The following is a 19,892-nucleotide window of genomic DNA, read 5'->3' on the forward strand; positions in this document are numbered from 1 at the left end:
GGGCCCGCCGCCGCCGACGAGGACCGGCGCGCCGCCCAGCGCGCCGCCGACGACGCCCGCCGCACCGCCCGCGCGCTGCGCGCCGAGCGCGCCGAGATCGCCGGCGCCCCCGACGACGTACCGGAGGACGGCACCGAGGCGTCCACCACGTCACTGCCCGCGCTGCGCGAGGCGTACCGGGCCGCCTCCCAGCTCTACGAGAAGGTCGGTGTCGGCGCCGACCTGCGCGCCGAGCAGGCCCGCGCGGAGAGCGACGAAAGCGCCGCCCGCGCCGAACTGGACCGGCTCAGCAACAAGGTCCGCACCCGCGCCGAACAGCTCCTCCAGTCGCCCGACGGCTCGGACGGACCCTCCCGGCAGGCCGCCGCCGCCCGCGCCGAGGAGCTCGTGCAACTGCTGGAGACCCGGATGTCCACCGCCAGCGAGCAGCTCGGCCGGCTGCGCGGCGAGGCGGAGCGGCTGGCACCGCGGGACGACGGCGCGGCCCACACCGACCTGCCCGAGGAGCTGGTCCCCCGGGACGCCGAGCACGCCCAGGCACTGCTGCGCACGGCCACGACCGAACTGGCCGCCCGCACCGAGGCGCTGGACCGGTCCCGCGAGGCGCACACCGAACTTCTCGACGCGCACCGCGCCGCCGAGGACGCGGCCGGCGGCTTCGACGAGATCGCCGCCCTGCTGCGCGACCTGCTGCGCGAACAGCCGGCCGAGGAGGAACAGGAAGAACCCGAGCCGTATCCGGGCACCTTGGAGGAGGCCCGGCAGTCCGCCGCCGAGACCCGCCGTTCGCTGCGCGGCTGCGCCGGGGACCTGTCCGCCGCCGAGGGCGCGGTGCGCGAGGCGAGCGACATCCTGGTCCGGCACGCCAACTCCACCCGCTACGAGCAGGTCCGCACCCCCGCCCGGCAGCAGATCCGCGAACTGCCCGCCGCCGCCCTGCCCGAACACGCCCAGAAGTGGGCCGACGCGTTCGCCCCCCGGCTGCGCGTCCTCACCGACGAACTGGCCCAGCTGGAACGCAACCGTGACTCGATCGTGGACCGGCTGCGCGGCCTGGTCGAATCCGCGCTCGCCACCCTCCGCTCCGCCCAGCGCCTGTCCCGGCTGCCGGAGGGACTGGGGGAGTGGTCCGGGCAGGAGTTCCTGCGCATCCGCTTCGAGGAACCCGACCAGGCCACCCTCACCGAGCGGCTCGGCGAAGTGATCGACGAGGCCACCCGGGCCGCCGTGAAGAAGAACTCCGACCTGCGCCGGGACGGCATGTCCCTGCTGCTGCGCGGGGTCGCCGCCGCCCTCCAGCCGCAGGGCGTGGCCGTCGAGATCCTCAAGCCGGACGCGGTCCTGCGCGCCGAGCGCGTCCCGGTCGGACAGATGGGCGACGTCTTCTCCGGCGGCCAACTGCTCACCGCCGCCATCGCCCTGTACTGCACGATGGCCGCGCTGCGCAGCAACGACCGGGGCCGGGACAAGCACCGGCACGCCGGCACGCTCTTCCTCGACAACCCCATCGGCCGCGCCAACGCCACCTATCTGCTGGAACTCCAGCGGGCCGTCTCCGACGCGCTCGGCGTCCAGCTCCTCTACACCACCGGCCTGTTCGACACCACCGCGCTCGCCGAGTTCCCGCTGGTCATCCGGTTGCGCAACGACGCCGATCTGCGGGCCGGACTGAAGTACATCAGCGTGGAGGAGCATCTGCGGCCCGGCCTGCCCCAGCAGACCGAGGGCGAGGCGGTGCACAGCGAGATCACGGCCACCCGGATGTTCAAGCGGCCCCGCTAGCGGGCGGCGAACCGGGCCGGATCGAACAGGCCGATCGGGTGGGCCGTGGAGCCGGTCAGCGCCAGGTCGGCGAGGATCTCCCCGACCACGGGCACGAACTTGAAGCCGTGCCCGGAGAACCCGCAGGCCACGGTCACCGACTCGGGGTGCGCCGGGTGCGGGGCGATCACGAAGTGCTCGTCCGCAGTGGTGGAGTACATGCAGGTCGCCGCCTTGAGGAAGGTGACCGGCAGATCCGGGAGCAGACCGGAGACCTGCTCCGCCATCGCCCGGATCTCCTCCTCACGCACGGTCCGGTCGATGGTCTCGGGCGTGGTCGGCGCCGACTCCCGGCGGAAGAAGGCGACCTTCGCGCCCCCGTCGGGACCGTCGATCGCGGGGAAGCCGTAGACCTGGACCCCGGCCGCGTCCTCCCAGATGTAGACCGGGTGCCGCTCGGGCCGGAACGGCTCGATACCCCCGGCCGGCCGGAACCAGTACATGACCTGCCGTTCGACGGTGACCTGCACTCCCACGTCGGCGAGCAGCCGCGGCGCCCACGCACCCGGGCAGATCACCAGCCGGCCCGCGGTGTAGGTGTGCGCGGCGGTGTGCACCCGCACGCCGTCCCGGTACGGCTCCCAGTGCGTCATCGGCTCGTCGAAGCGCAGGTCGGCGCCCTGCCGGTCGGCGAGTCGAAGATGAGCGGCGACGGTGTTCTCCGGGCGCAGCAGTCCCGCCTTCGCCTCGAACAGGCCGACCTCGTCGTCACCGGGCGTCAGCGTCGGGAAGCGGCGGCGGATCGCGGCGGCGTCCAGCACCTCGTGCGGCAGGTCCCACGCGCGGGCCGAGCGCAGCGAGCCGGCGACGGGACGCGAGTCCGGACGGCCGACCATCAGCCCGCCGCACAGCACGGCGATCTCCTGGCCGGTGGCCCGCTCCAGCTCCTCGTACAGCTCGTAGGCGCGCAGCAGCAGCGGCACGTACGCCGGGTCCTCGAAGTAGGACTGCCGGGTGATCCGGGAGCCGCCGTGGCTGGAGCCGCGGTCGTGCACCGGCCCGAACTTCTCCAGCCCCAGCACCCGGGCGCCGCGCGCGGACAGGTGGTGCGCGGCGGCACTGCCCATGCCGCCGAGTCCGATGACGACGACGTCGTAGGTGGGGGACATGCGGGGGCCTCCTGGCGGCGGGTGCGGGTCTTGCCGGCGATCGTGACGGACACCCTTTCACCCAGGTCCGCCGGGGGGCCAAGACGATCCCGTCGTGAACTCCCGCGCCGCCTCAGGGATGCGAGAGCTGCTGCCCCCCGCGCCCCCGGCGCCGTATCCGCTCCTGGGCGCGCTCGGCGGACCGGGCCTGCCGCCGGGCCCGGCGGCGTTCGCGGCGCAGCGCCCGCGCGGTGCTGTTCGGCATCGAGACCACGCCGTGCCGCTGGTTCCAGACCTGGCGCGTGACCCACACGTCGAGCACGCCCCAGGTGGCCGCCACCGTGCTGACCACGCTGCTGAGCAGCATGGGGAAGGCCAGCCACGAGCCGGCCATCGTGCACAGGAAGGCCACCATCGCCTGGATCAGCGTCACGGCGACGATGATCACCGCGCGGACGGCCGCCGTCCGCACCGGATCCGGCAGCCGGCGCCGCCGCGCCGGCTCCTCCACCCACAACGGCCGGTAAGTCGGCTGCTCCCGTACCGCACCGGCCCCGTCCGCCGACCGTCCACCACCGCCGGAAGCCGACCGTCCACCACCGCCGGCCGCCGCCCGCGGGCCGCCACCGTGCCGCGCCGCCGGAATACCGTGATCCGGCATCCCGGACCCTGGCCACCCTGGACCCTCTCCCGCCGATCCGGTCCGTGTTCTCGACCGGGCCGCCCCGTCGTTCCCGGGCGTCCCGCTCCGCTCCGCCGTGCCCATCAACGTGTCACTCCCCACCGCCAGCAGACCGCTCGCCCGTCTCCGAAGACCCGGTTCCCCTGTGGCTGCCCGGCTTGCGCTGTTTTACGCCGCACGGACGCGGCACGCGGCTCCTGTGGCCGATTCCGCCCCCATTCCGCCCCCATCTCCCGTAGACAATGACGATCGACGCCCTCGCAAGATTCCCGCCGGGCACAGAAATCCGGCCAGCCCTTCCACCGCGCCGACCGCGCCCCGCCCCCGCCGTCGGCATTCCACCGGGGCGGCAATCTCCCGCAATGACCGGACAACTCGTGATCTCGCGGCGTGGGTACGGAAGTTCAGCTTCCGGACCGGTCTTCGAACCATCGGCCCGTCAGTAGTAGGCTCGCGCCGTTTATTGACGTGAATCGGCACCGATGGGGGTCGAGCTGGGGGAGGCCATGCGCTTTCGCGGGAAGTCCATCCGCCGGAAGATCGTGGCGCTGCTGCTCGTGCCGCTGGTCGCCCTGACCGCGATCTGGGCGTTCGCCGCCGTACTGACCGGCCGGGAGGCCGGCCGACTGTTCAGTGTGTCGACCCTGGTGGAGAAGGTCGGCTACCCAGTCGAGGACACCGTCCGCGTGCTCCAGCAGGAACGCCGCCAGACCCTCGTCTACCTGGCCGACCCGCGCGCCTCCAACGCCCTGTCCGCCCTGCGCCGCACCCGCACCGTCACCGACGAGGCGATCGCCGGCGTCCGCCGGCACGCCGCCGACCCCGACGTCCGCGACGCGCTGAGCCAGGGCGAGGACGAGCGGCTGACCGCGGCCCTGGACGCCTTGGCCGGCCTCGGATCGCTCAGGCGCAGCGTCGAGGGCGGCATCGTGAACCGGTCCCAGGCCCTCGGCTTCTACAACCGCCTGGTCGATCCCTGCCACCTGCTGCTCGCCGACCTCAACGTCATCGACAACGTCACGCTGGACAAGCAGTACCGCGCCCTCGTCAACCTCTCCCGCGCCCGCGAACTGCTCTCCCGCGAGGACGCCCTGCTCGGCTCCGCCCTGGTCACCGGCGGACTCGGCGGCGACGAGATCGACGACATCTCCGACCTGGTGGCGCAGCGCACCCTGCTGTACGACGTGACGCTGCCGCTGCTGCCGGCCGCGGAGCGCAAGCGCTACGAGCGGTACTGGCAGGATGCCTCCTCCGCACCGCTGCGGGCGGCCGAGGGGACGGTCGTCGCCTCCGGCGCCGGCATGCCCGGCGGCATCGACGCCAAGGACTGGGACACCGTCGCGGGAGAAGCGCTGGACGACCTCGGCACCCTCGACGACGGGGCCGCCGACCGGTACGAGAACCGGGCCGAACCGGTCGCGATGGCCGTCATCACCAAGGCCGTCGTGGCCGGCACCCTCGGCGTGGTCGCCGTGCTGTTCTCCGTCTTCCTGTCCGTCCGCATCGGCCGCGGCCTCATCCGCGACCTCAAGCAGCTCCGCGCGGAGGCCCACGAGGCGTCCGACGTACGCCTGCCCAGTGTGATGCGCCGCCTCTCGGCCGGCGAACAGGTCGACGTGGAGACCGAGGTCCCGCACCTGGAGTACGACAGGAACGAGATCGGCGAGGTCGGCCAGGCCCTCAACACCCTCCAGCGCGCCGCCGTCGAGGCCGCCGTCAAGCAGGCCGAACTCCGCTCCGGGGTCTCCGAGGTCTTCGTCAACCTGGCCCGCCGCAGCCAGGTCCTGCTGCACAAGCAGCTCACCCTGCTCGACACCATGGAGCGCCGCACCGACGACACCGAGGAACTCGCCGACCTGTTCCGCCTCGACCACCTGACCACCCGGATGCGCCGGCACGCGGAGGGCCTGGTCATCCTCTCCGGCGCCGCCCCCTCCCGGCAGTGGCGCAAGCCCGTCCAGCTCATGGACGTCGTCCGCGCGGCCGTCGCCGAGGTCGAGGACTACGAGCGCATCGAGGTCCGCCGGCTGCCCCGGATCGCCGTCACCGGCGCCGCGGTGGCCGACCTCACCCACCTGGTCGCCGAGTTCCTGGAGAACGCCACGGTGTTCTCGCCCCCGCACACCGCCGTGCAGGTACTGGGCGAACGGGTCGCCAACGGCTTCACCCTGGAGATCCACGACCGCGGCCTCGGCATGACGGCCGACGCCCTCCTCGACGCCAACCTCCGGCTCGCCGAGACGCCCGAGTTCGAGCTGTCCGACACCGACCGGCTCGGCCTGTTCGTGGTCAGCCGCCTCGCCCAGCGCCAGAACGTCCGCGTCTCGCTCCAGCCCTCCCCGTACGGCGGCACCACCGCGATCGTCTTCATCCCGGACGCGTTGCTGACGGAGGACGCCCCGGACACCAACGGCGTCGGCTTCCGCCTCGACCGCCCGGACCGCCCCGCCCACGCCGCCGGCCGCGACCGGGACCGCCGCGCCGCCCTTGCCGAGGTGCCGGTACGGCTGCCCGGCGGCTCCCCGGCGCTGCTCGACGGTCCGGTCGAACTGGAGGCGCCGGCCGGCTCCGACGCCCTGGGGCACCCGGAACCGACCGGGCGGGAGGGCGACGGCCTGTTCCGTCCACGCCGCCCGGACCCGGGGGCGCCGGACGAACCGACGGCCCGGCACGACCGCTACGAGTCCGACCAGGCGCCCGACGCCCCCGTCCCGCTGCCCCGCCGCCGGACCCCCAAGCTGGTCAGCTCACACGGCCGCCCGGTCCCCGAACGGCCCCGCGCGGGCGGGCCGGACGAGGCGCCCGCGCCGGACGCGGACCAGGACCCGCTGCCCGCCCTCCCGTCCCGCCGCCGTGGGACGCCCCCGGCGGACACCGGAGCGTCGGGCGCCGCTCCCGACGTACCCGAAGCTGCTGACGGTCCCCTGCCCCGGCGGGTCCGCCAGGCCAGCCTCGCCCCCCAGCTGAAGCGGGAACGCGAGCGGCCCGCCGAGGACGGGTCCGATCTCACCGACCGGGACGCCGAGGAAGTACGCAACCGCATGGCCGCACTCCAGCGTGGCTGGCAGCGCGGCCGCCGGGAGAACGCCACCGACGACCCGGCACAGGAAGAACAAGCACCACAAGCACCACAACGAACGACAAAGGGGGACGGTCGATGACCGCACCGAAGGCGACCGGCCACAGTACGACGGGCGGCAGGGAGCTGAACTGGCTCCTCGACGACCTGGTGGACCGGGTCGCGAGCATCCGCAAGGCCCTCGTCCTGTCCGGCGACGGCCTGGCCACGGGCGCTTCCAAGGACCTGACCCGGGAGGACGGCGAGCACCTCGCCGCCGTCGCCTCCGGCTTCCACAGCCTCGCCAAGGGCGTGGGCCGCCACTTCGAGGCGGGCAGTGTCCGGCAGACGATCGTCGAACTGGACGACGCGTTCCTCTTCGTCACGGCCGCCGGAGACGGCAGCTGCCTCGCCGTCCTGTCCGACGCGGACTCCGACGTCGGCCAGGTCGCCTACGAGATGACCCTCCTCGTCAAGCGGGTCGGCGCCCACCTGGGCGCCGCGCCCCGTGCCGATCTGTCCTCGGGCGGGTAGTGGAGTGACATGAGCGCAGACGGCCAGGGAAGACAGGGAACGCAGGGCACACCGGGAAGACACCACTGGTTCGACGACGAGGCCGGCCCGGTCGTCCGTCCGTACGCCATGACCCGGGGCCGCACCACCAGCCCGGCCCAGCACCGTCTCGACCTGATCGCGCTGGTGGTCGCCGAGGACCGCGCGGACGACCCGGAGGCGGACACCAGTCTGTCTCCGGAACACGTCGACATCGTCGGACTGTGCCGGGACGAACCCCAGTCGGTCGCCGAACTCGCCGCCGGCCTCGATCTGCCGATCGGCGTCGTACGGGTCCTCGTCGGTGACCTGGTGGACGCCGACTTCGTGCACGTCAACCGGCCGGTGCCGCCGGCCGAGCTGCCCGACGAAAGCATTCTGCGCGACGTGATCGACGGCCTCCGGGCGCTGTGACCGCCGTACCGCCTCACCGCCGAACCGCCGCGCACCCCTCCGTCCAGCACAGCAAGTACCCAGCAGGAGAGAGCAGACCGATGATCCTCGGGCGTTCCGAGCGTGGCAGGCCCCCGGCCGAACCCGTCACGCTCAAGATCCTGGTGGCCGGCGGCTTCGGCGTGGGCAAGACCACCCTGGTCGGCGCGGTCAGCGAGATCCGGCCGCTGCGCACCGAGGAACTGCTCACCGAGGCGGGCCGCCCGGTCGACGACCTCAGCGGTGTGGAGGGCAAGCACACCACCACCGTCGCCATGGACTTCGGCCGCATCACGCTCCGCGAGGGACTGGTGCTCTACCTCTTCGGCACACCCGGCCAGGAGCGGTTCTGGTTCATGTGGGACGAACTGTCGGAGGGCGCCCTCGGTGCCGTGGTGCTCGCCGACACCCGCCGCCTGGAGGACTGCTTCGCCGCCGTCGACTACTTCGAGCGGCGCTCGATCCCCTTCGTGGTCGGCGTGAACTGCTTCGAGGGCGCCGCCCGTTACCCGGTGGACGCCGTCCGCCGGGCCCTCGACCTGGACGAGAGCGTACCGATGGTGCTGTGCGACGCCCGGGACCGGGAGTCGGTGAAGGACGTCCTGATCGGCGTCGTCCAGCACGCGATGGCGTACCCGGCCGGCCGCCGCCGGACGGTCACCACCTGACTCACCCGCCCGGCTGGTCCTCCTCCTGCCAGCCGAAGCTCTTCTCCACCGCCCGGCGCCAGTTGCGGTACTCGCGGTCCCGCACCGACGCCGCCATGGCGGGCACCCACTGGGCGTCCTCGTGCCAGTGCGCCTTGAGCTCGTCGAGGTCGTGCCACACCCCGGTGGCCAGCCCCGCCGCGTACGCCGCGCCCAGACAGGTCGTCTCGGAGACCCGCGGCCGGATCACCGGGACGCCCAGGACGTCCGCCTGGTGCTGCATCAGCAGTCCGTTGCGGGTCATGCCGCCGTCGACCTTCAGGGTGCTGATCCGCACCCCGGAGTCCTGGTACATGGCGTCCACGACCTCGCGCGTCTGCCAACTGGTCGCCTCCAGTACCGCCCGCGCCAGGTGCGCCTTGGTGACGTACCGGGTCAGCCCGGTGATGACGCCCCGCGCGTCGGAACGCCAGTAGGGCGCGAAGAGACCGGAGAACGCGGGTACGACGTACGCCCCGCCGTTGTCCGGCACGCTCGCCGCCAGCGACTCGATCTCGTCCGCGCCGCGGATGATGCCGAGCTGGTCGCGGAACCACTGCACCAGGGCGCCGGTGACCGCGATGGACCCCTCCAGGCAGTAGACGGGCGGCTCACCGCCGATCTGGTAACCCAGGGTCGTCAGCAGCCCGTGCTTCGACGCCACCGGCCGGCTCCCGGTGTTCAGCAGCAGGAAACTCCCGGTGCCGTACGTGTTCTTCGCCGTGCCGACGCCGTAGCAGGCCTGCCCGAACACGGCCGCCTGCTGGTCGCCCAGCGCCGCGGCCACGGGGACCCCGGAGAGCAGGCCGACGGCGGTGCCGTAGACCTCGGCGGAGGACCGGATCTCGGGCAGCATCGCCGCCGGGAGGTCCAGCGCGGCGAGAATGGCGGGATCCCACTGGAGCGACTCCAGGTCCATCAGCAGGGTGCGCCCGGCGTTGGTCACATCGGTGACGTGCCGACCACCGTCCGTGCCGCCGGTGAGGTTCCAGATCAGCCAGGAGTCGATGGTGCCGAAGGCGATCTCGCCGCGCTCGGCGCGGTCCCGCAGCCCCGGCACGTTCGCGAGGAGCCAGGCCGCCTTGGGCCCGGAGAAGTAGCTGGCCAGCGGCAGCCCGGTCCGCTCCCGGAAACGGTCCGGCCCGTCCGAACCGCCCAGCCGCCGGCACAGGCCCGAGGTACGGGTGTCCTGCCACACGATGGCGTTGTGCACCGGCTTGCCGGTCGCCCGGTCCCAGAGCACGGTGGTCTCGCGCTGGTTGGTGATGCCGAGCGCGCTGAGCTGCCCGGCCCGCAGCCCGGCCTTGGCGAGCGCCCCGGCGACCACCGCCTGCACCTTGGACCAGATCTCGGTGGCGTCGTGCTCCACCCAGCCCGGCTTCGGGAAGATCTGGCGGTGCTCGCGCTGGTCCACGGCGACGATCGCGCCGTCGTGGTCGAAGACGATGCAGCGGCTCGAAGTGGTGCCCTGGTCGATCGCGGCGACGTACGTCTCGGAGTGGTCCGTCATGGCTGTCCCTAGGGCTGGAGGTTTGAGAAGCGGTACGGCTCAGAAGGCCGCGTCCTTGTTCGGGATCGGCAGGAAGGTGTGCACGATCCGGGGGCCGAGGCCGCGCGCCGGGTTGATGGCGCAACCGGTCGGCCCGCCCAGGGACAGACCGCTGCCGACCACGAGCAGGGAGACGATCGGCACCAGCGTCGCCGACGCAGATGTCTCCGTTGCTCATGGCGGCTCCCAGGCCCATGTGCGGTGCCGGAAGTGTTCATCGGCGCTCAGAGGCCGTCAAGGTCGGCGACGCCACCGGTTGAACACCTCGACCGGCATCCCGACTGACACCCCGACCGGCATCCCCAACCGACACCCCAACCGACACCCCAACCGCATACAACCGCTTCCGCGAACGAACCCCCTCCCGATATGTAAGAGACATGACACGACCGATCATCTGGGCCCGCCGCCTCGTCACCACGTTCGCCGCCCTGCTCGCCGTGACCACCGTCCCGGCCACCGCGCACGCCGGGACCGACCCGGAGGCGCCCGCCGGCTTCGTCGCCCTGCGCAGCGTCGCCCCGACGATCCTGGAGGAGATCCGCTACGCCACCGCGCACAACTTCGTCGGCGAGCCCGTCGACGGCTACCGGCAGCCCCTGTGCATCCTCACCCGCCCCGCGGCCCAGGCCCTCGCCGAGGCCCAGGCCGGCCTGCTGCGCCAGGGCTACTCCCTCAAGGTGTACGACTGCTACCGGCCGCAACGCGCCGTCGACCACTTCGTCCGCTGGGCCCAGGACCTCGACGACCAGGCGATGAAGGCGGAGTTCTACCCGGACGTCGACAAGACCCGGCTGTTCGCGGACGGTTACATCGCGGAGAAGTCCGGCCACAGCCGCGGCTCCACGGTCGACCTCACCCTCGTGAAACTCCCCGCGCTGCCGACCCGGCCGTACCACCCGGGACAGCCCCTGGTGCCCTGCACCGCGCCCCAGGCGGAACGCTTCCCCGACAACTCCGTCGACATGGGCACCGGTTACGACTGCTTCGACACCCTCTCCCACACCGCCGACCCCCGCGTCCAGGGCGCACAGCGCGCCAACCGGCTGCTGCTCAAGAGCACCCTGGAGAGCCTTGGCTTCGTCAACCTCGCCGAGGAATGGTGGCACTACACCTTCAAGCCGGAGACCTACCCCGACACCTACTTCGACTTCCCGGTGTCCGCGAAATCGCTGACCGGCCGTCCCTGACCGGGTCGCCCCCAGGGGCCGACGAGGCCGCCCACCGGAGAGGACCGCTCCGCCATCGGCTACAGTCCGCCGCGTGTCCGATACTCCGACCTCCGTTCCCCCATCCGCGCCGGGCTCGCACTGTTCGAGCTGCGGCACGCCCTACGGAGCGGGCGTCTCCGACTGGCCCCGCACCTGCCCGGCCTGCGGCACCACGGCCTACCGCAACCCGCTGCCGGTCGCGGTCGCCCTCCAACCCGTCTACGACACCAAGGGCACCGGCCTGGTCGTCATCACCCGGACCGTGTCGCCCGCGCGCGGGGGCACGGCGCTGCCCGGCGGTTACGTCGACGACCGCGAGGACTGGCGGCAGGCCGTCGTCCGTGAACTCCGGGAGGAGACGGGCATCGACGCCGCGAGCCGCGACGTACGCCTGGTGGACGCGCTGAGCGCGCCCGACGGCCACCTGCTGCTGTTCGGCCTGCTCCCCGAGCGCCCGGCGGAGGGCCTGCCGCCCTTCGCCCCCACCGCCGAAACAGCCGGCCGGCGCCTGCTGCGCCGCCCCGAGGACCTCGCCTTCCCGCTGCACACGGTCGCCGCGCGGGCCTGGTTCGAGGGCCGCTACATCTGATCTCCCAGTCCACCAACGCCGGAGAAGCAACGGCGCCTCACCCGGACCCTGCCCGATCCCGCTCCAGCCCGGCAGTCGGCGCCCGCCCACGCCCCCGCCTCACCCGAGCCCCCGCACCCGTACCGGATACGGCACCTCATCCGAGCCCCCCTCGCCCTCCCGCTCCACGACCACCCGCCGGCCCTGCCACCGCGCGGTGTACCGCTCGAGCTCCGGTTCCGCCCAGCCGTCACCCGCGTCCGGCACGACCAGCCCACCCCCGGTCCGCCCCCGGGCCGGTGCCCACACCTCCAGCTCCAGCCCGCCGTCGGCACCGCGCACCGGAAAAATCGCACCCGCGCGGGCGAACACCGGAATCCGCGCCAGGGGCGCGTCGACCAGCACCTGCCCGGGCCCCTCGTACGCCCGCTCCGTCACCGTGTCGTACCACCGGCCCCGCGGCAGCCGCACCGCCCGCCGGTCCGTCCCCGGGCCGAGCACCGGCGCCACCAGCAGACAGTCCCCGAGCAGAAACGCGTCCTCGCAGTCCCGCAGCGCCCGGTCCTCCGGCGCCGACCACCACAGCGGCCGCGCGTAAGGCGCCCCCGTACGCCGCGCCAGATGCGCCAGCGTCATGAAGTACGGCAACAGCCGCCGCCGTTCGACGAGCGCCACGCGCGCGTGCTCCAGCACCTCGGCCCCGAACTGCCAGGGCTCGCGGCGCCCCGCGTGCGTCCGCAGCAGCGGCAGGTACGCGCCCAGTTGCAACCACCGCAGATACAGCTCCGGCGACGGACTCCCGTCGACGCCGCCCACGTCCGGCCCCGAGTACGGCACCCCGCACAGCCCCAGCCCCAGCACCAGCGCCAGCGACGCCCGCAACCCCGGCCAGCCCGTGGCCACCTCCCCGGACCAGGCGCCGCCGTAGCGCTGTACGCCGGCCCACCCCGAGCGCGAGAAGACGAACGGCCGCTGCCCGGGCGCCAGCTTGCGCAACCCTTCGTAACCGGCCCGGGCCATGCACAGCGCGTACACGTTGTGCGCCTCCCGATGGTCACCGCCCCGCCCCTCCAGCCAGTGCCGGGCCGAACGCGGCAGCGTCGCCTCACCGAACGCCGCGAACGACGTCGGCTCGTTCCGGTCGTGCCAGAACCCCGCGAACCCCTGCTCCAGCCGCTCCTCGTACAGACCGCCCCACCACGCCCGTACGCGCGCGTGCGTGAAATCCGGGAAGACCGCGTCCCCCGGCCACGCGACCCCCCGCACCACCCGGCCCCCGGCATCCCGCACGAACGCGTCCTCGGCCACCCCGCCGTCGTACACCGGGTCACCGGGCTCGGCCGCCACCGCCGGGCCGACGACCGACACCAGCCGGATCCCGTCCCGCCGCAACTCCTCGGCGAGCTGCGGCAACTTCGCAAACCGCTCCTCGTCGACACTGAACACCCGGTGACCGTCATGGTGACCGATGTCCAGGTGCACCGCGTCCAGCGGCAGCCCGCGCTCCCGGTACCCCGCGACGATCCGCCGCACCTCCCGCTCGTCCCCGAACCCCCGCCGCGCGTGCTGGTGACCGAGCGCCCACCCGGGCGGCAGCGCGGGCGCCCCGGTCAGCGCCGCCCAGGCCAGCAGCGCCCGCGCCGGCGTCCCCACCGACACCCAGCAGCGCAGCGGCCCGCCGTCCATCCGCAGCACACTCGTCCCCGGCCGGTCGTGCCCCGACCCGGCACCCTCCGCGCCCTCGCGCAGCACCACCGTGCCGTCCCACGAACTGTCGTAGAACACCAGGTGCGTCCCCGCGTCGGCCACCACCATCTGCACCGGCATCGTCAGGTACAGCGGATCGTCCCCCGGACCGAAGGAACGCCCCGGATCGGTGTTCCACAGCCGGTACCGCCCGTCCCGCAGCCGCGGACCCGCAGCCCGCCCGCCGAGACCGAAGAACCGCGCGTCGGCGGCCACCTCCGTACGCTGCATCCACCGCGCCCGGCCACCCCCGGCCGGCTCCCACCAGCGGGGCGGCAGATCCCGCCGCAGCGGGACCCCGCCCGGGGTACGCACCTCGACCGCGCCGTGCCGCGACACGGCGATCGTGGCCCGCTCGGCCACCACCCGCCAGCCACCGTCCTTGTCCGGCTCCAGCGCCGCCCGCGGATCCGGCTCCGGACACCGCCCGGCCAACGCGTACGACGGCTCCGGACCGGCCCCGTCCCAGCCCCAGAACACCGCCCCGTTCACCGCCACCAGAATCCGCAGCTCCGAGCGGTCGAACCGGATGACCCCGCCCCCGGGCCCCGGCTCCACCTCCCGCAGCAGCCCGGGCACCCGCGCCCGCTCCGCCCCCCGCGGCTCCAGCCCCACCGCATCGGACCGCCGCCTGCGCCACGCCGCCCGCACGGTCCGCAACCCCTGACCCGTCCCCACCGAACCGACCGCCTTCACCGAACGCACCAGGTCACGACCGTCCATGCTGCTCACCCTGCCACTGACCGCACCGCCCACAGGCACCGTTCAACTTCCGTTCACCCGCGCCGGTCCCAGATCTTCACGAGCCACCATGTGAGGCGCGCCCTGGTGCGGAAGTCGATCACATGGCATCGTCCCTGTCAGCCGCCGCACCGCCCAGGAGCCGCCCCATGACCACCGAGAACTCCCAGCCGCAGCCCCTCTGGCAGCCCGACCCGCAGCGCGTCGCGCGGGCCCGGGTCACCGCCTTCCAGAACTGGGCGGCCGACCACCACGGCGCCCCGGCCGACGGCGGCTACCCGGCCCTGCACCGCTGGTCCGTCGACCAGCCGGAGACGTTCTGGAAAGCCGTCACCGACTGGTTCGACGTACGGTTCTCGACGCCGTACGCGCGCGTACTGGGCGACCGCGCCATGCCCGGCGCCCAGTGGTTCCCCGGCGCCACGCTGAATTACGCCGAGCACGCCCTGCGCGCGGCGGCCACCCGCGCGGACGAACCCGCCCTCCTGCACGTCGACGAGACCCACCGGACCCGCCCCGTCTCCTGGGCCGAACTGCGCCGCCAGGTCGGCTCCCTGGCCGCCGAACTGCGCACCCTCGGCGTCCGCCCCGGCGACCGCGTCAGCGGCTACCTCCCCAACATCCCGCAGGCCGTCGTCGCCCTCCTGGCCACAGCCGCCGTCGGCGCCGTCTGGACCTCCTGCGCCCCCGACTTCGGCGCCCGCGGCGTCCTGGACCGCTTCCAGCAGGTCGAACCCGTCGTCCTGTTCACCGTCGACGGCTACCGCTACGGCGGCAAGGAACACGACCGCCGCGAGGTCGTCGCCGAACTCCGCCGCGAACTGCCCGCCCTCCGCGCGGTGGTGCACATCCCGCTGCTCGGCACGGACACCCCCGAAGGCGCCCTCGACTGGACGGCGGTCACCTCCGCCGACACCGACCCGGTCTTCGAACAGGTCCCCTTCGACCACCCCCTGTGGGTCCTGTACTCCTCCGGCACCACCGGCCTGCCCAAGGCCATCGTCCAGTCCCAGGGCGGCATCCTCGTCGAGCACCTCAAACAGCTCGGCCTGCACTGCGACCTCGGCCCGGAGGACCGCTTCTTCTGGTACACGTCCACCGGCTGGATGATGTGGAACTTCCTCGTCTCCGGCCTCCTCACCGGCACCACGATCGTCCTCTACGACGGCAGCCCCGGATACCCGGACACCGGCGCCCAGTGGAGCGTGGCCGAACGCACCGGCGCCACCCTCTTCGGCACCTCCGCCGCCTACGTGATGGCCTGCCGCAAGGCCGGCCTGCACCCGGCCCGGGACCACGACCTCTCCCGGATCCAGTGCGTCGCCACCACCGGCTCCCCGCTGCCGCCCGACGGTTTCCGCTGGCTGCACGACGAGTTCGCCGAGGCCGGCGCGGATCTCTGGGTCGCTTCCGTCAGCGGCGGCACCGACGTCTGCTCCTGCTTCGCCGGGGCCGTCCCCACCCTGCCCGTGTACATCGGCGAACTCCAGGCCCCCGCCCTCGGCACCGACCTCCAGGCCTGGGACCCCGCCGGCCACCCGCTGACCGACGAGGTCGGCGAACTCGTCGTCACCGCCCCCATGCCGTCGATGCCGGTCCGCTTCTGGAACGACCCGGACGGCAGCCGCTACCACGACAGCTACTTCGACACCTACCCCGGCGTCTGGCGGCACGGCGACTGGATCACCGTCACCTCCCGGGGCTCCGTGATCATCCACGGCCGCTCCGACTCCACCCTCAACCGGCAGGGCGTCCGGATGGGCTCGGCCGACATCTACGAAGTCGTCGAACGCCTCCCCGAGATCAGGGAATCCCTGGTCATCGGCGTCGAACAGCCGGACGGCGGCTACTGGATGCCGCTCTTCGTCCACCTGGCCCCGGACGCCACCCTCGACGAGACGCTGCTGACCCGCGTCAAGCAGGCCATCCGCGCCCACCTCTCACCCCGCCACGTCCCCGACGAGGTCATCGAGGTCCCCGGCATCCCGCACACCCTCACCGGCAAGCGCATCGAGGTCCCGGTCAAACGCCTCCTGCAAGGCACCCCCCTGGAGAAGGCGGTCAACCCCGGCTCGGTCGACGACCTCGGCCTCCTGGCCTTCTACGAGGAGCTCGCCCGCAAGCGCTCATGACCCCACTGTCAGTGGTCGCGGTTACGGTGAGTGAGCATTGATCGATCGCTCGTGATCGACAGCGCACCGACCGACCGCGCACTGGGGGAGACATGACGTACACCGACCGGACCGCCGGCCACACCGCCCGCCGCGTCCTGCGCCGCGAGATCGCCGGCACCATCGGCCTGCTCACCGACGAGCACGACTTCCGCGTCATGCGGCGCTACCGCACCTTCACCTTCGACGACCATCCCACCTACCTGCGGCACGTCGAGGCCGTCCTGCGGACCCGCGCCGCCCAGGGCGCCCACACCACGATCGCCCTCTTCGACCCGGAGGAGTACGCCACCTACTGCCAGGAGGCCGGCCTCGACCCCGACGCCCCCTCCAGCCGCACCCGCTTCACCGCCGCACTCGCCGCCACCGGCCCCACCGTGCCCTACGAGGGCCAGCCCCTGGCCGACGTCGTCCCCACCCTGATCGACGAAGCCGTCCGCCAGGCCACTTGGGAATACGCGGCCACGCTCCTGGCCCGCCTCGGCTCCTGCGCCTCCTGCGGCCAAGATCTGGGCCGAGCCGCCTACGACCGCGCGGGTGCCCTCGTCACCCGCGTCCTCGACACCGCCCCCGCCGGCCGGCGGCACCTCGTCTGCAGCGTCGCGACGGCACCGGAGACCCTCCTGTCCGTCCTGCACGCGGACGACGACGAGAACGGCACCCCGCACCTCGACGAGGCCGAGCTCCTGGAGTTCACCGGCGTCCTCGCCCTGGGCCTGGCCACCCACAGCCCCGGCGGTCTGGTCATCCGCACCAGCGCCCCCGCCGTCCCGGACCGCGTCTACGGCTGGCGCCTGCGCGGCTACGGCCTCGCCCCGCTCACCGCGGCAGAGGTCTTCGACGCCTACTGCACCGACGCCGAATCCGGCGACCTGATCTCCCCGGAGTCCAACGTCGACTACTGCGAACCACCGGACCTCGGGGACGACGGCCCGGCCCCGGGACACCACCACTGAACGCGAGCGGGGCGCCCCACCACCGGTGGCGCGCCCCGCGAAGCACCCGGCCGTCCGGGCCGTCCGGGCCGTCCGGCCGGTCCTACTCGCCGGACAGCACCGCCTGCGCCGCCGCGCGCGCCTCCTCGGCACTGTCCGTGGCCCGGGCCGCGGCAGCGGCCCGCTCGCACTGGGCGAGCGTGAACTTCGCCAGCATCGCCCGCACATACGGAATGGAGGCCGCCCCCATGGAGAGAGAGGTGACGCCCAGCCCGGTCAGCACACACGCCAGCAGCGGATCGGACGCCGCCTCACCGCAGACACCACAGCTCTTGCTCTCGGCCTTCGCCGCCTCGGCGGACAGCGCCACCAGATCGAGCAGCGCCGGCTGCCAGGGGTCCTGGAGCCGGGACACCGCACCAACCTGCCGGTCGGCGGCGAAGGTGTACTGCGCGAGGTCGTTCGTGCCCAGCGACAGGAACTCGACCTCCTGCAACACCGACCGGGCCCGCAGCGCGGCGGACGGAATCTCCACCATCGCACCGAACTTCGCCCGCAGCCCGGCCGCCCGGCAGGCGTCGGCGAACGCCCGGGCGTCGGCCCGGTCCGCCACCATCGGCGCCATGACCTCCAGGTGCACGGGCAGCCCCTCGGCCGCCTTCGCCAGCGCCGACAGCTGCGTCCGCAGGACCTCGGGGTGGTCGAGCAGCGTCCGCAGCCCCCGCACACCCAGCGCCGGGTTCGGCTCGTCGCCCGGCGTGAGGAAGGCCAGCGGTTTGTCCGCACCCGCGTCCAGCACCCGCACGACGACCCGGCCCTCGGGAAACGCCGCCAGCACCTGCCGGTACGCCGAGACCTGCTGCTCCTCGCCCGGCGCGCGCTCACTGTCGTCCAGGAACAGGAACTCGGTGCGGAACAGACCGACCCCCTCCGCCCCCGCCTCCACCGCGGCGGCCACGTCCGCCGGCCCGCCGATGTTGGCCAGCAGCGGCACCTTGTGCCCGTCGGAGGTGGCCCCGGGGCCGGTCGCGGCCGACAGCGCGGCCTTGCGCTCGGCCGCCTGCGCCGCCAGCCGCGCCCGCTCCTCGGCGCTCGGCTCGACGAAGACCTCGCCGCTGCTGCCGTCCACGGCGACCACCGTGCCCTCGGCCAGCTCACCGGCGCCCGGCAGCGCCACCACGGCCGGCACCCCGAGCGCCCGCGCCAGAATCGCGCTGTGGCTGGTCGGCCCGCCTTCCTCGGTGACGAAACCGAGCACGAGAGAGGGGTCGAGCAGCGCCGTGTCGGCCGGCGCCAGATCCCGCGCGATGAGCACGTACGGCTCGTCGCTGTCCGGCACACCCGGCATCGGCACCCCGAGCAGCCGGGCGACGATACGGTTGCGCACGTCATCGAGGTCGGCCACGCGCCCGGCGAGATACTCCCCGGCACCGGCCAGCAGCGCCCGGTACGCCGCGAACGCGTCGTACACCGCGCGCTCGGCCGTGCTCCCGACGGCGATCCGCCGCTCCACGTCCGCCATCAGCTCGGGATCCTGGGCCATCATGGCCTGCGCCTCGAGGACGGCCTGGGCCTCGCCGCCGGCCAGATTGCCGCGCGCCATCAGATCCGCCGCCACCGCCTCCACGGCCTTGCGGGCGCGCCCCTGCTCCCGCTCGGCGTCCTCGGCCGGGATCTGCCTGGCCGGCGGCTCCAGCACCGCCGTGCCCATGTGCCGGACCTCGCCGATCGCCACCCCGTGGCTGACCCCGACGCCTCGCAGCGTTGTCTCCATCTCACCCGTCTCCGATAGCGCGGCGAGCCCCGTCGCCGCGGTGTGTGTCCTGCCGACCGTCGTCACTGCCAGTGGAAGAGGTCTTCCCCGACCCTGACATCGCCGTCCTCGCGGAGTTGGGAGAGGGACTCGGCCGTGGCCTCCAGCGCCACCACCGGGCACACCGGGGACTTGCCGGCCGCTTCGACGGCGGCCGGGCTCCAGCGCACGACCGCCTGCCCGCGGGTGACGGTGTCTCCCTTGTTCACCAGCAGTTCAAAACCCTCCCCGTTGAGCTGCACGGTGTCGATACCGAGGTGGGTCAGCACGCCGTGCCCGCTCTCGTCGACCACGACGAACGCGTGCGGGTGCAGGGACACGATCACCCCGTCCACGGGCGCGACCGCCTCCGACGGCTCTCGTACGGGGTCGATCGCGGTGCCCGGGCCGACCATGGCTCCGGAGAAGACCGGATCCGGCACGGCGGCCAGTCCGATGGCGCGTCCTGCCATCGGCGACGTCACGGTGGTCATGGGGAGCCTCCCAAGGGTGCGGATGTTGTGCAGCAGGCTATGTCATAGGAAGTACCGGTTCCGCATGATGCTACCGGTAAGAGGTCTAGACCACAGTCCCCATCGATTTGCCCCCGTTCAGCGGGCCGATGTAGAGTCGGTAGTCCTGCCCGAGCGGCAGGCCCCAACTCATCAGATCGTATCTCCAGATCTGCTTCTGCATGCCCGTAGACGGGTGGTTAGAGGGACTGGAAAAGCCTGATAGTGTTGGAAACACCGAAGGGAAGCGCCCGGAGGAAAGCCTGAGAGAGTCTCTCGGGTGAGTACAAAGGAAGCGTCCGTTCCTTGAGAACTCAACAGCGTGCCAAAAGTCAACGCCAGATATGT

Annotated in this window: 14 protein-coding genes and 2 pseudogenes; 9 read left to right on the top strand and 7 right to left on the bottom strand. The window is 73.1% G+C overall.

All coding sequences use genetic code 11. The features are described 5' to 3' along the window. Positions 1–1,782, top strand: a pseudogene (locus tag ACTT8P_RS34290) (hypothetical protein); the annotation flags it as partial. On the opposite strand, the gene solA reads toward ACTT8P_RS34290, so the two are convergent. Continuing rightward, positions 1,779–2,930, bottom strand: a complete 1,152-nt coding sequence (gene solA, locus ACTT8P_RS34295; RefSeq protein WP_442835703.1) for an N-methyl-L-tryptophan oxidase — start codon at positions 2,928–2,930, stop codon at positions 1,779–1,781. The pseudogene ACTT8P_RS34290 and the gene solA sit on opposite strands and share 4 nt — an antisense overlap. A 112-nt stretch (positions 2,931–3,042) precedes the next feature. Continuing rightward, positions 3,043–3,675: a hypothetical protein gene (locus ACTT8P_RS34300; RefSeq protein WP_442835704.1), complete on the bottom strand. Its 633-nt coding sequence runs from the start codon at positions 3,673–3,675 to the stop codon at positions 3,043–3,045. A gap of 422 nt (positions 3,676–4,097) precedes the next feature. Here ACTT8P_RS34300 and ACTT8P_RS34305 point away from each other — a divergent pair, with 422 nt between their 5' ends. The 4 genes from ACTT8P_RS34305 (at position 4,098) to ACTT8P_RS34320 (ending at position 8,301) form a co-directional block, all read left to right on the top strand. After that, a complete protein-coding gene (locus tag ACTT8P_RS34305; RefSeq protein WP_442835705.1) occupies positions 4,098–6,752 on the top strand; it encodes a nitrate- and nitrite sensing domain-containing protein in 2,655 nt (884 codons plus the stop codon). Then, positions 6,749–7,183 (top strand): roadblock/LC7 domain-containing protein, encoded by a 435-nt coding sequence (locus ACTT8P_RS34310; protein ID WP_442835706.1) that lies wholly within the window; start codon positions 6,749–6,751, stop codon positions 7,181–7,183. Before ACTT8P_RS34305 ends, ACTT8P_RS34310 begins: the two co-directional genes overlap by 4 nt. A 9-nt stretch (positions 7,184–7,192) precedes the next feature. Then, on the top strand, positions 7,193–7,615 hold the full coding sequence (locus ACTT8P_RS34315) for a DUF742 domain-containing protein (protein WP_442835707.1): 423 nt from the start codon (positions 7,193–7,195) through the stop codon (positions 7,613–7,615). A gap of 80 nt (positions 7,616–7,695) precedes the next feature. Further along, entirely contained in the window at positions 7,696–8,301 is a 606-nt protein-coding gene (locus ACTT8P_RS34320; protein WP_442835708.1) for a GTP-binding protein, read from the top strand. A gap of 1 nt (position 8,302) precedes the next feature. Here ACTT8P_RS34320 and glpK read toward each other — a convergent pair whose 3' ends face one another. Continuing rightward, positions 8,303–9,829 (bottom strand): glycerol kinase GlpK, encoded by a 1,527-nt coding sequence (gene glpK, locus ACTT8P_RS34325; RefSeq protein WP_442835709.1) that lies wholly within the window; start codon positions 9,827–9,829, stop codon positions 8,303–8,305. A gap of 54 nt (positions 9,830–9,883) precedes the next feature. Further along, a pseudogene (locus ACTT8P_RS34330) lies at positions 9,884–10,003 on the bottom strand (aquaporin family protein); the annotation flags it as partial. A gap of 245 nt (positions 10,004–10,248) precedes the next feature. On the opposite strand from ACTT8P_RS34330, the gene ACTT8P_RS34335 reads away from it, so the two are divergent. Next, the gene (locus tag ACTT8P_RS34335) at positions 10,249–11,058 is read left to right on the top strand and encodes a M15 family metallopeptidase (RefSeq protein WP_442835710.1); all 810 of its coding nucleotides are present in this window, start codon (positions 10,249–10,251) and stop codon (positions 11,056–11,058) included. 73 nt (positions 11,059–11,131) lie between these two features. Next, complete coding sequence (locus ACTT8P_RS34340) at positions 11,132–11,668, top strand: NUDIX domain-containing protein (RefSeq protein ID WP_442835711.1); 537 nt, start codon at positions 11,132–11,134, stop codon at positions 11,666–11,668. 99 nt (positions 11,669–11,767) lie between these two features. Here the strand turns inward: ACTT8P_RS34340 and ACTT8P_RS34345 are convergent, their stop codons facing one another. Next, entirely contained in the window at positions 11,768–14,116 is a 2,349-nt protein-coding gene (locus ACTT8P_RS34345; protein WP_442835712.1) for a TIM-barrel domain-containing protein, read from the bottom strand. Positions 14,117–14,283: 167 nt separating this feature from the next. On the opposite strand from ACTT8P_RS34345, the gene ACTT8P_RS34350 reads away from it, so the two are divergent. Both ACTT8P_RS34350 and ACTT8P_RS34355 read left to right on the top strand, forming a co-directional pair. Further along, positions 14,284–16,266 carry an acetoacetate--CoA ligase gene (locus tag ACTT8P_RS34350; protein WP_442835713.1) on the top strand — a complete coding sequence of 661 codons (1,983 nt, stop codon included), beginning with the start codon at positions 14,284–14,286 and terminating at the stop codon, positions 16,264–16,266. A gap of 92 nt (positions 16,267–16,358) precedes the next feature. Next, complete coding sequence (locus ACTT8P_RS34355; protein WP_442835714.1) at positions 16,359–17,261, top strand: hypothetical protein; 903 nt, start codon at positions 16,359–16,361, stop codon at positions 17,259–17,261. A gap of 82 nt (positions 17,262–17,343) precedes the next feature. Here ACTT8P_RS34355 and ptsP read toward each other — a convergent pair whose 3' ends face one another. Together ptsP and ACTT8P_RS34365 are read right to left on the bottom strand one after the other, a co-directional pair. Further along, positions 17,344–19,014, bottom strand: coding sequence for a phosphoenolpyruvate--protein phosphotransferase (ptsP, locus tag ACTT8P_RS34360; protein WP_442835715.1), 1,671 nt, complete (start codon positions 19,012–19,014; stop codon positions 17,344–17,346). A 62-nt stretch (positions 19,015–19,076) separates the two neighbouring features. Then, positions 19,077–19,526, bottom strand: coding sequence for a PTS sugar transporter subunit IIA (locus ACTT8P_RS34365; protein ID WP_442835716.1), 450 nt, complete (start codon positions 19,524–19,526; stop codon positions 19,077–19,079). Between the last annotated feature and the right edge of the window lie 366 nt (positions 19,527–19,892).

The sequence above is a fragment of the Streptomyces sp. JW3 genome (genome assembly GCF_052216785.1).
Taxonomy (GTDB): domain Bacteria; phylum Actinomycetota; class Actinomycetes; order Streptomycetales; family Streptomycetaceae; genus Streptomyces.

Coding starts and splice junctions, on each gene's coding strand:
- ACTT8P_RS34300 (WP_442835704.1), bottom strand. CDS start 3,675: ATGGGCACGGCGGAGCGGAGCGGGACGCCCGGGAACGACGGGGCGGCC.
- solA (WP_442835703.1), bottom strand. CDS start 2,930: ATGTCCCCCACCTACGACGTCGTCGTCATCGGACTCGGCGGCATGGGC.
- ptsP (WP_442835715.1), bottom strand. CDS start 19,014: ATGGAGACAACGCTGCGAGGCGTCGGGGTCAGCCACGGGGTGGCGATC.
- ACTT8P_RS34320 (WP_442835708.1), top strand. CDS start 7,696: ATGATCCTCGGGCGTTCCGAGCGTGGCAGGCCCCCGGCCGAACCCGTC.
- ACTT8P_RS34335 (WP_442835710.1), top strand. CDS start 10,249: ATGACACGACCGATCATCTGGGCCCGCCGCCTCGTCACCACGTTCGCC.
- glpK (WP_442835709.1), bottom strand. CDS start 9,829: ATGACGGACCACTCCGAGACGTACGTCGCCGCGATCGACCAGGGCACC.
- ACTT8P_RS34345 (WP_442835712.1), bottom strand. CDS start 14,116: ATGGACGGTCGTGACCTGGTGCGTTCGGTGAAGGCGGTCGGTTCGGTG.
- ACTT8P_RS34355 (WP_442835714.1), top strand. CDS start 16,359: ATGACGTACACCGACCGGACCGCCGGCCACACCGCCCGCCGCGTCCTG.
- ACTT8P_RS34315 (WP_442835707.1), top strand. CDS start 7,193: ATGAGCGCAGACGGCCAGGGAAGACAGGGAACGCAGGGCACACCGGGA.
- ACTT8P_RS34365 (WP_442835716.1), bottom strand. CDS start 19,526: ATGACCACCGTGACGTCGCCGATGGCAGGACGCGCCATCGGACTGGCC.
- ACTT8P_RS34350 (WP_442835713.1), top strand. CDS start 14,284: ATGACCACCGAGAACTCCCAGCCGCAGCCCCTCTGGCAGCCCGACCCG.
- ACTT8P_RS34310 (WP_442835706.1), top strand. CDS start 6,749: ATGACCGCACCGAAGGCGACCGGCCACAGTACGACGGGCGGCAGGGAG.
- ACTT8P_RS34305 (WP_442835705.1), top strand. CDS start 4,098: ATGCGCTTTCGCGGGAAGTCCATCCGCCGGAAGATCGTGGCGCTGCTG.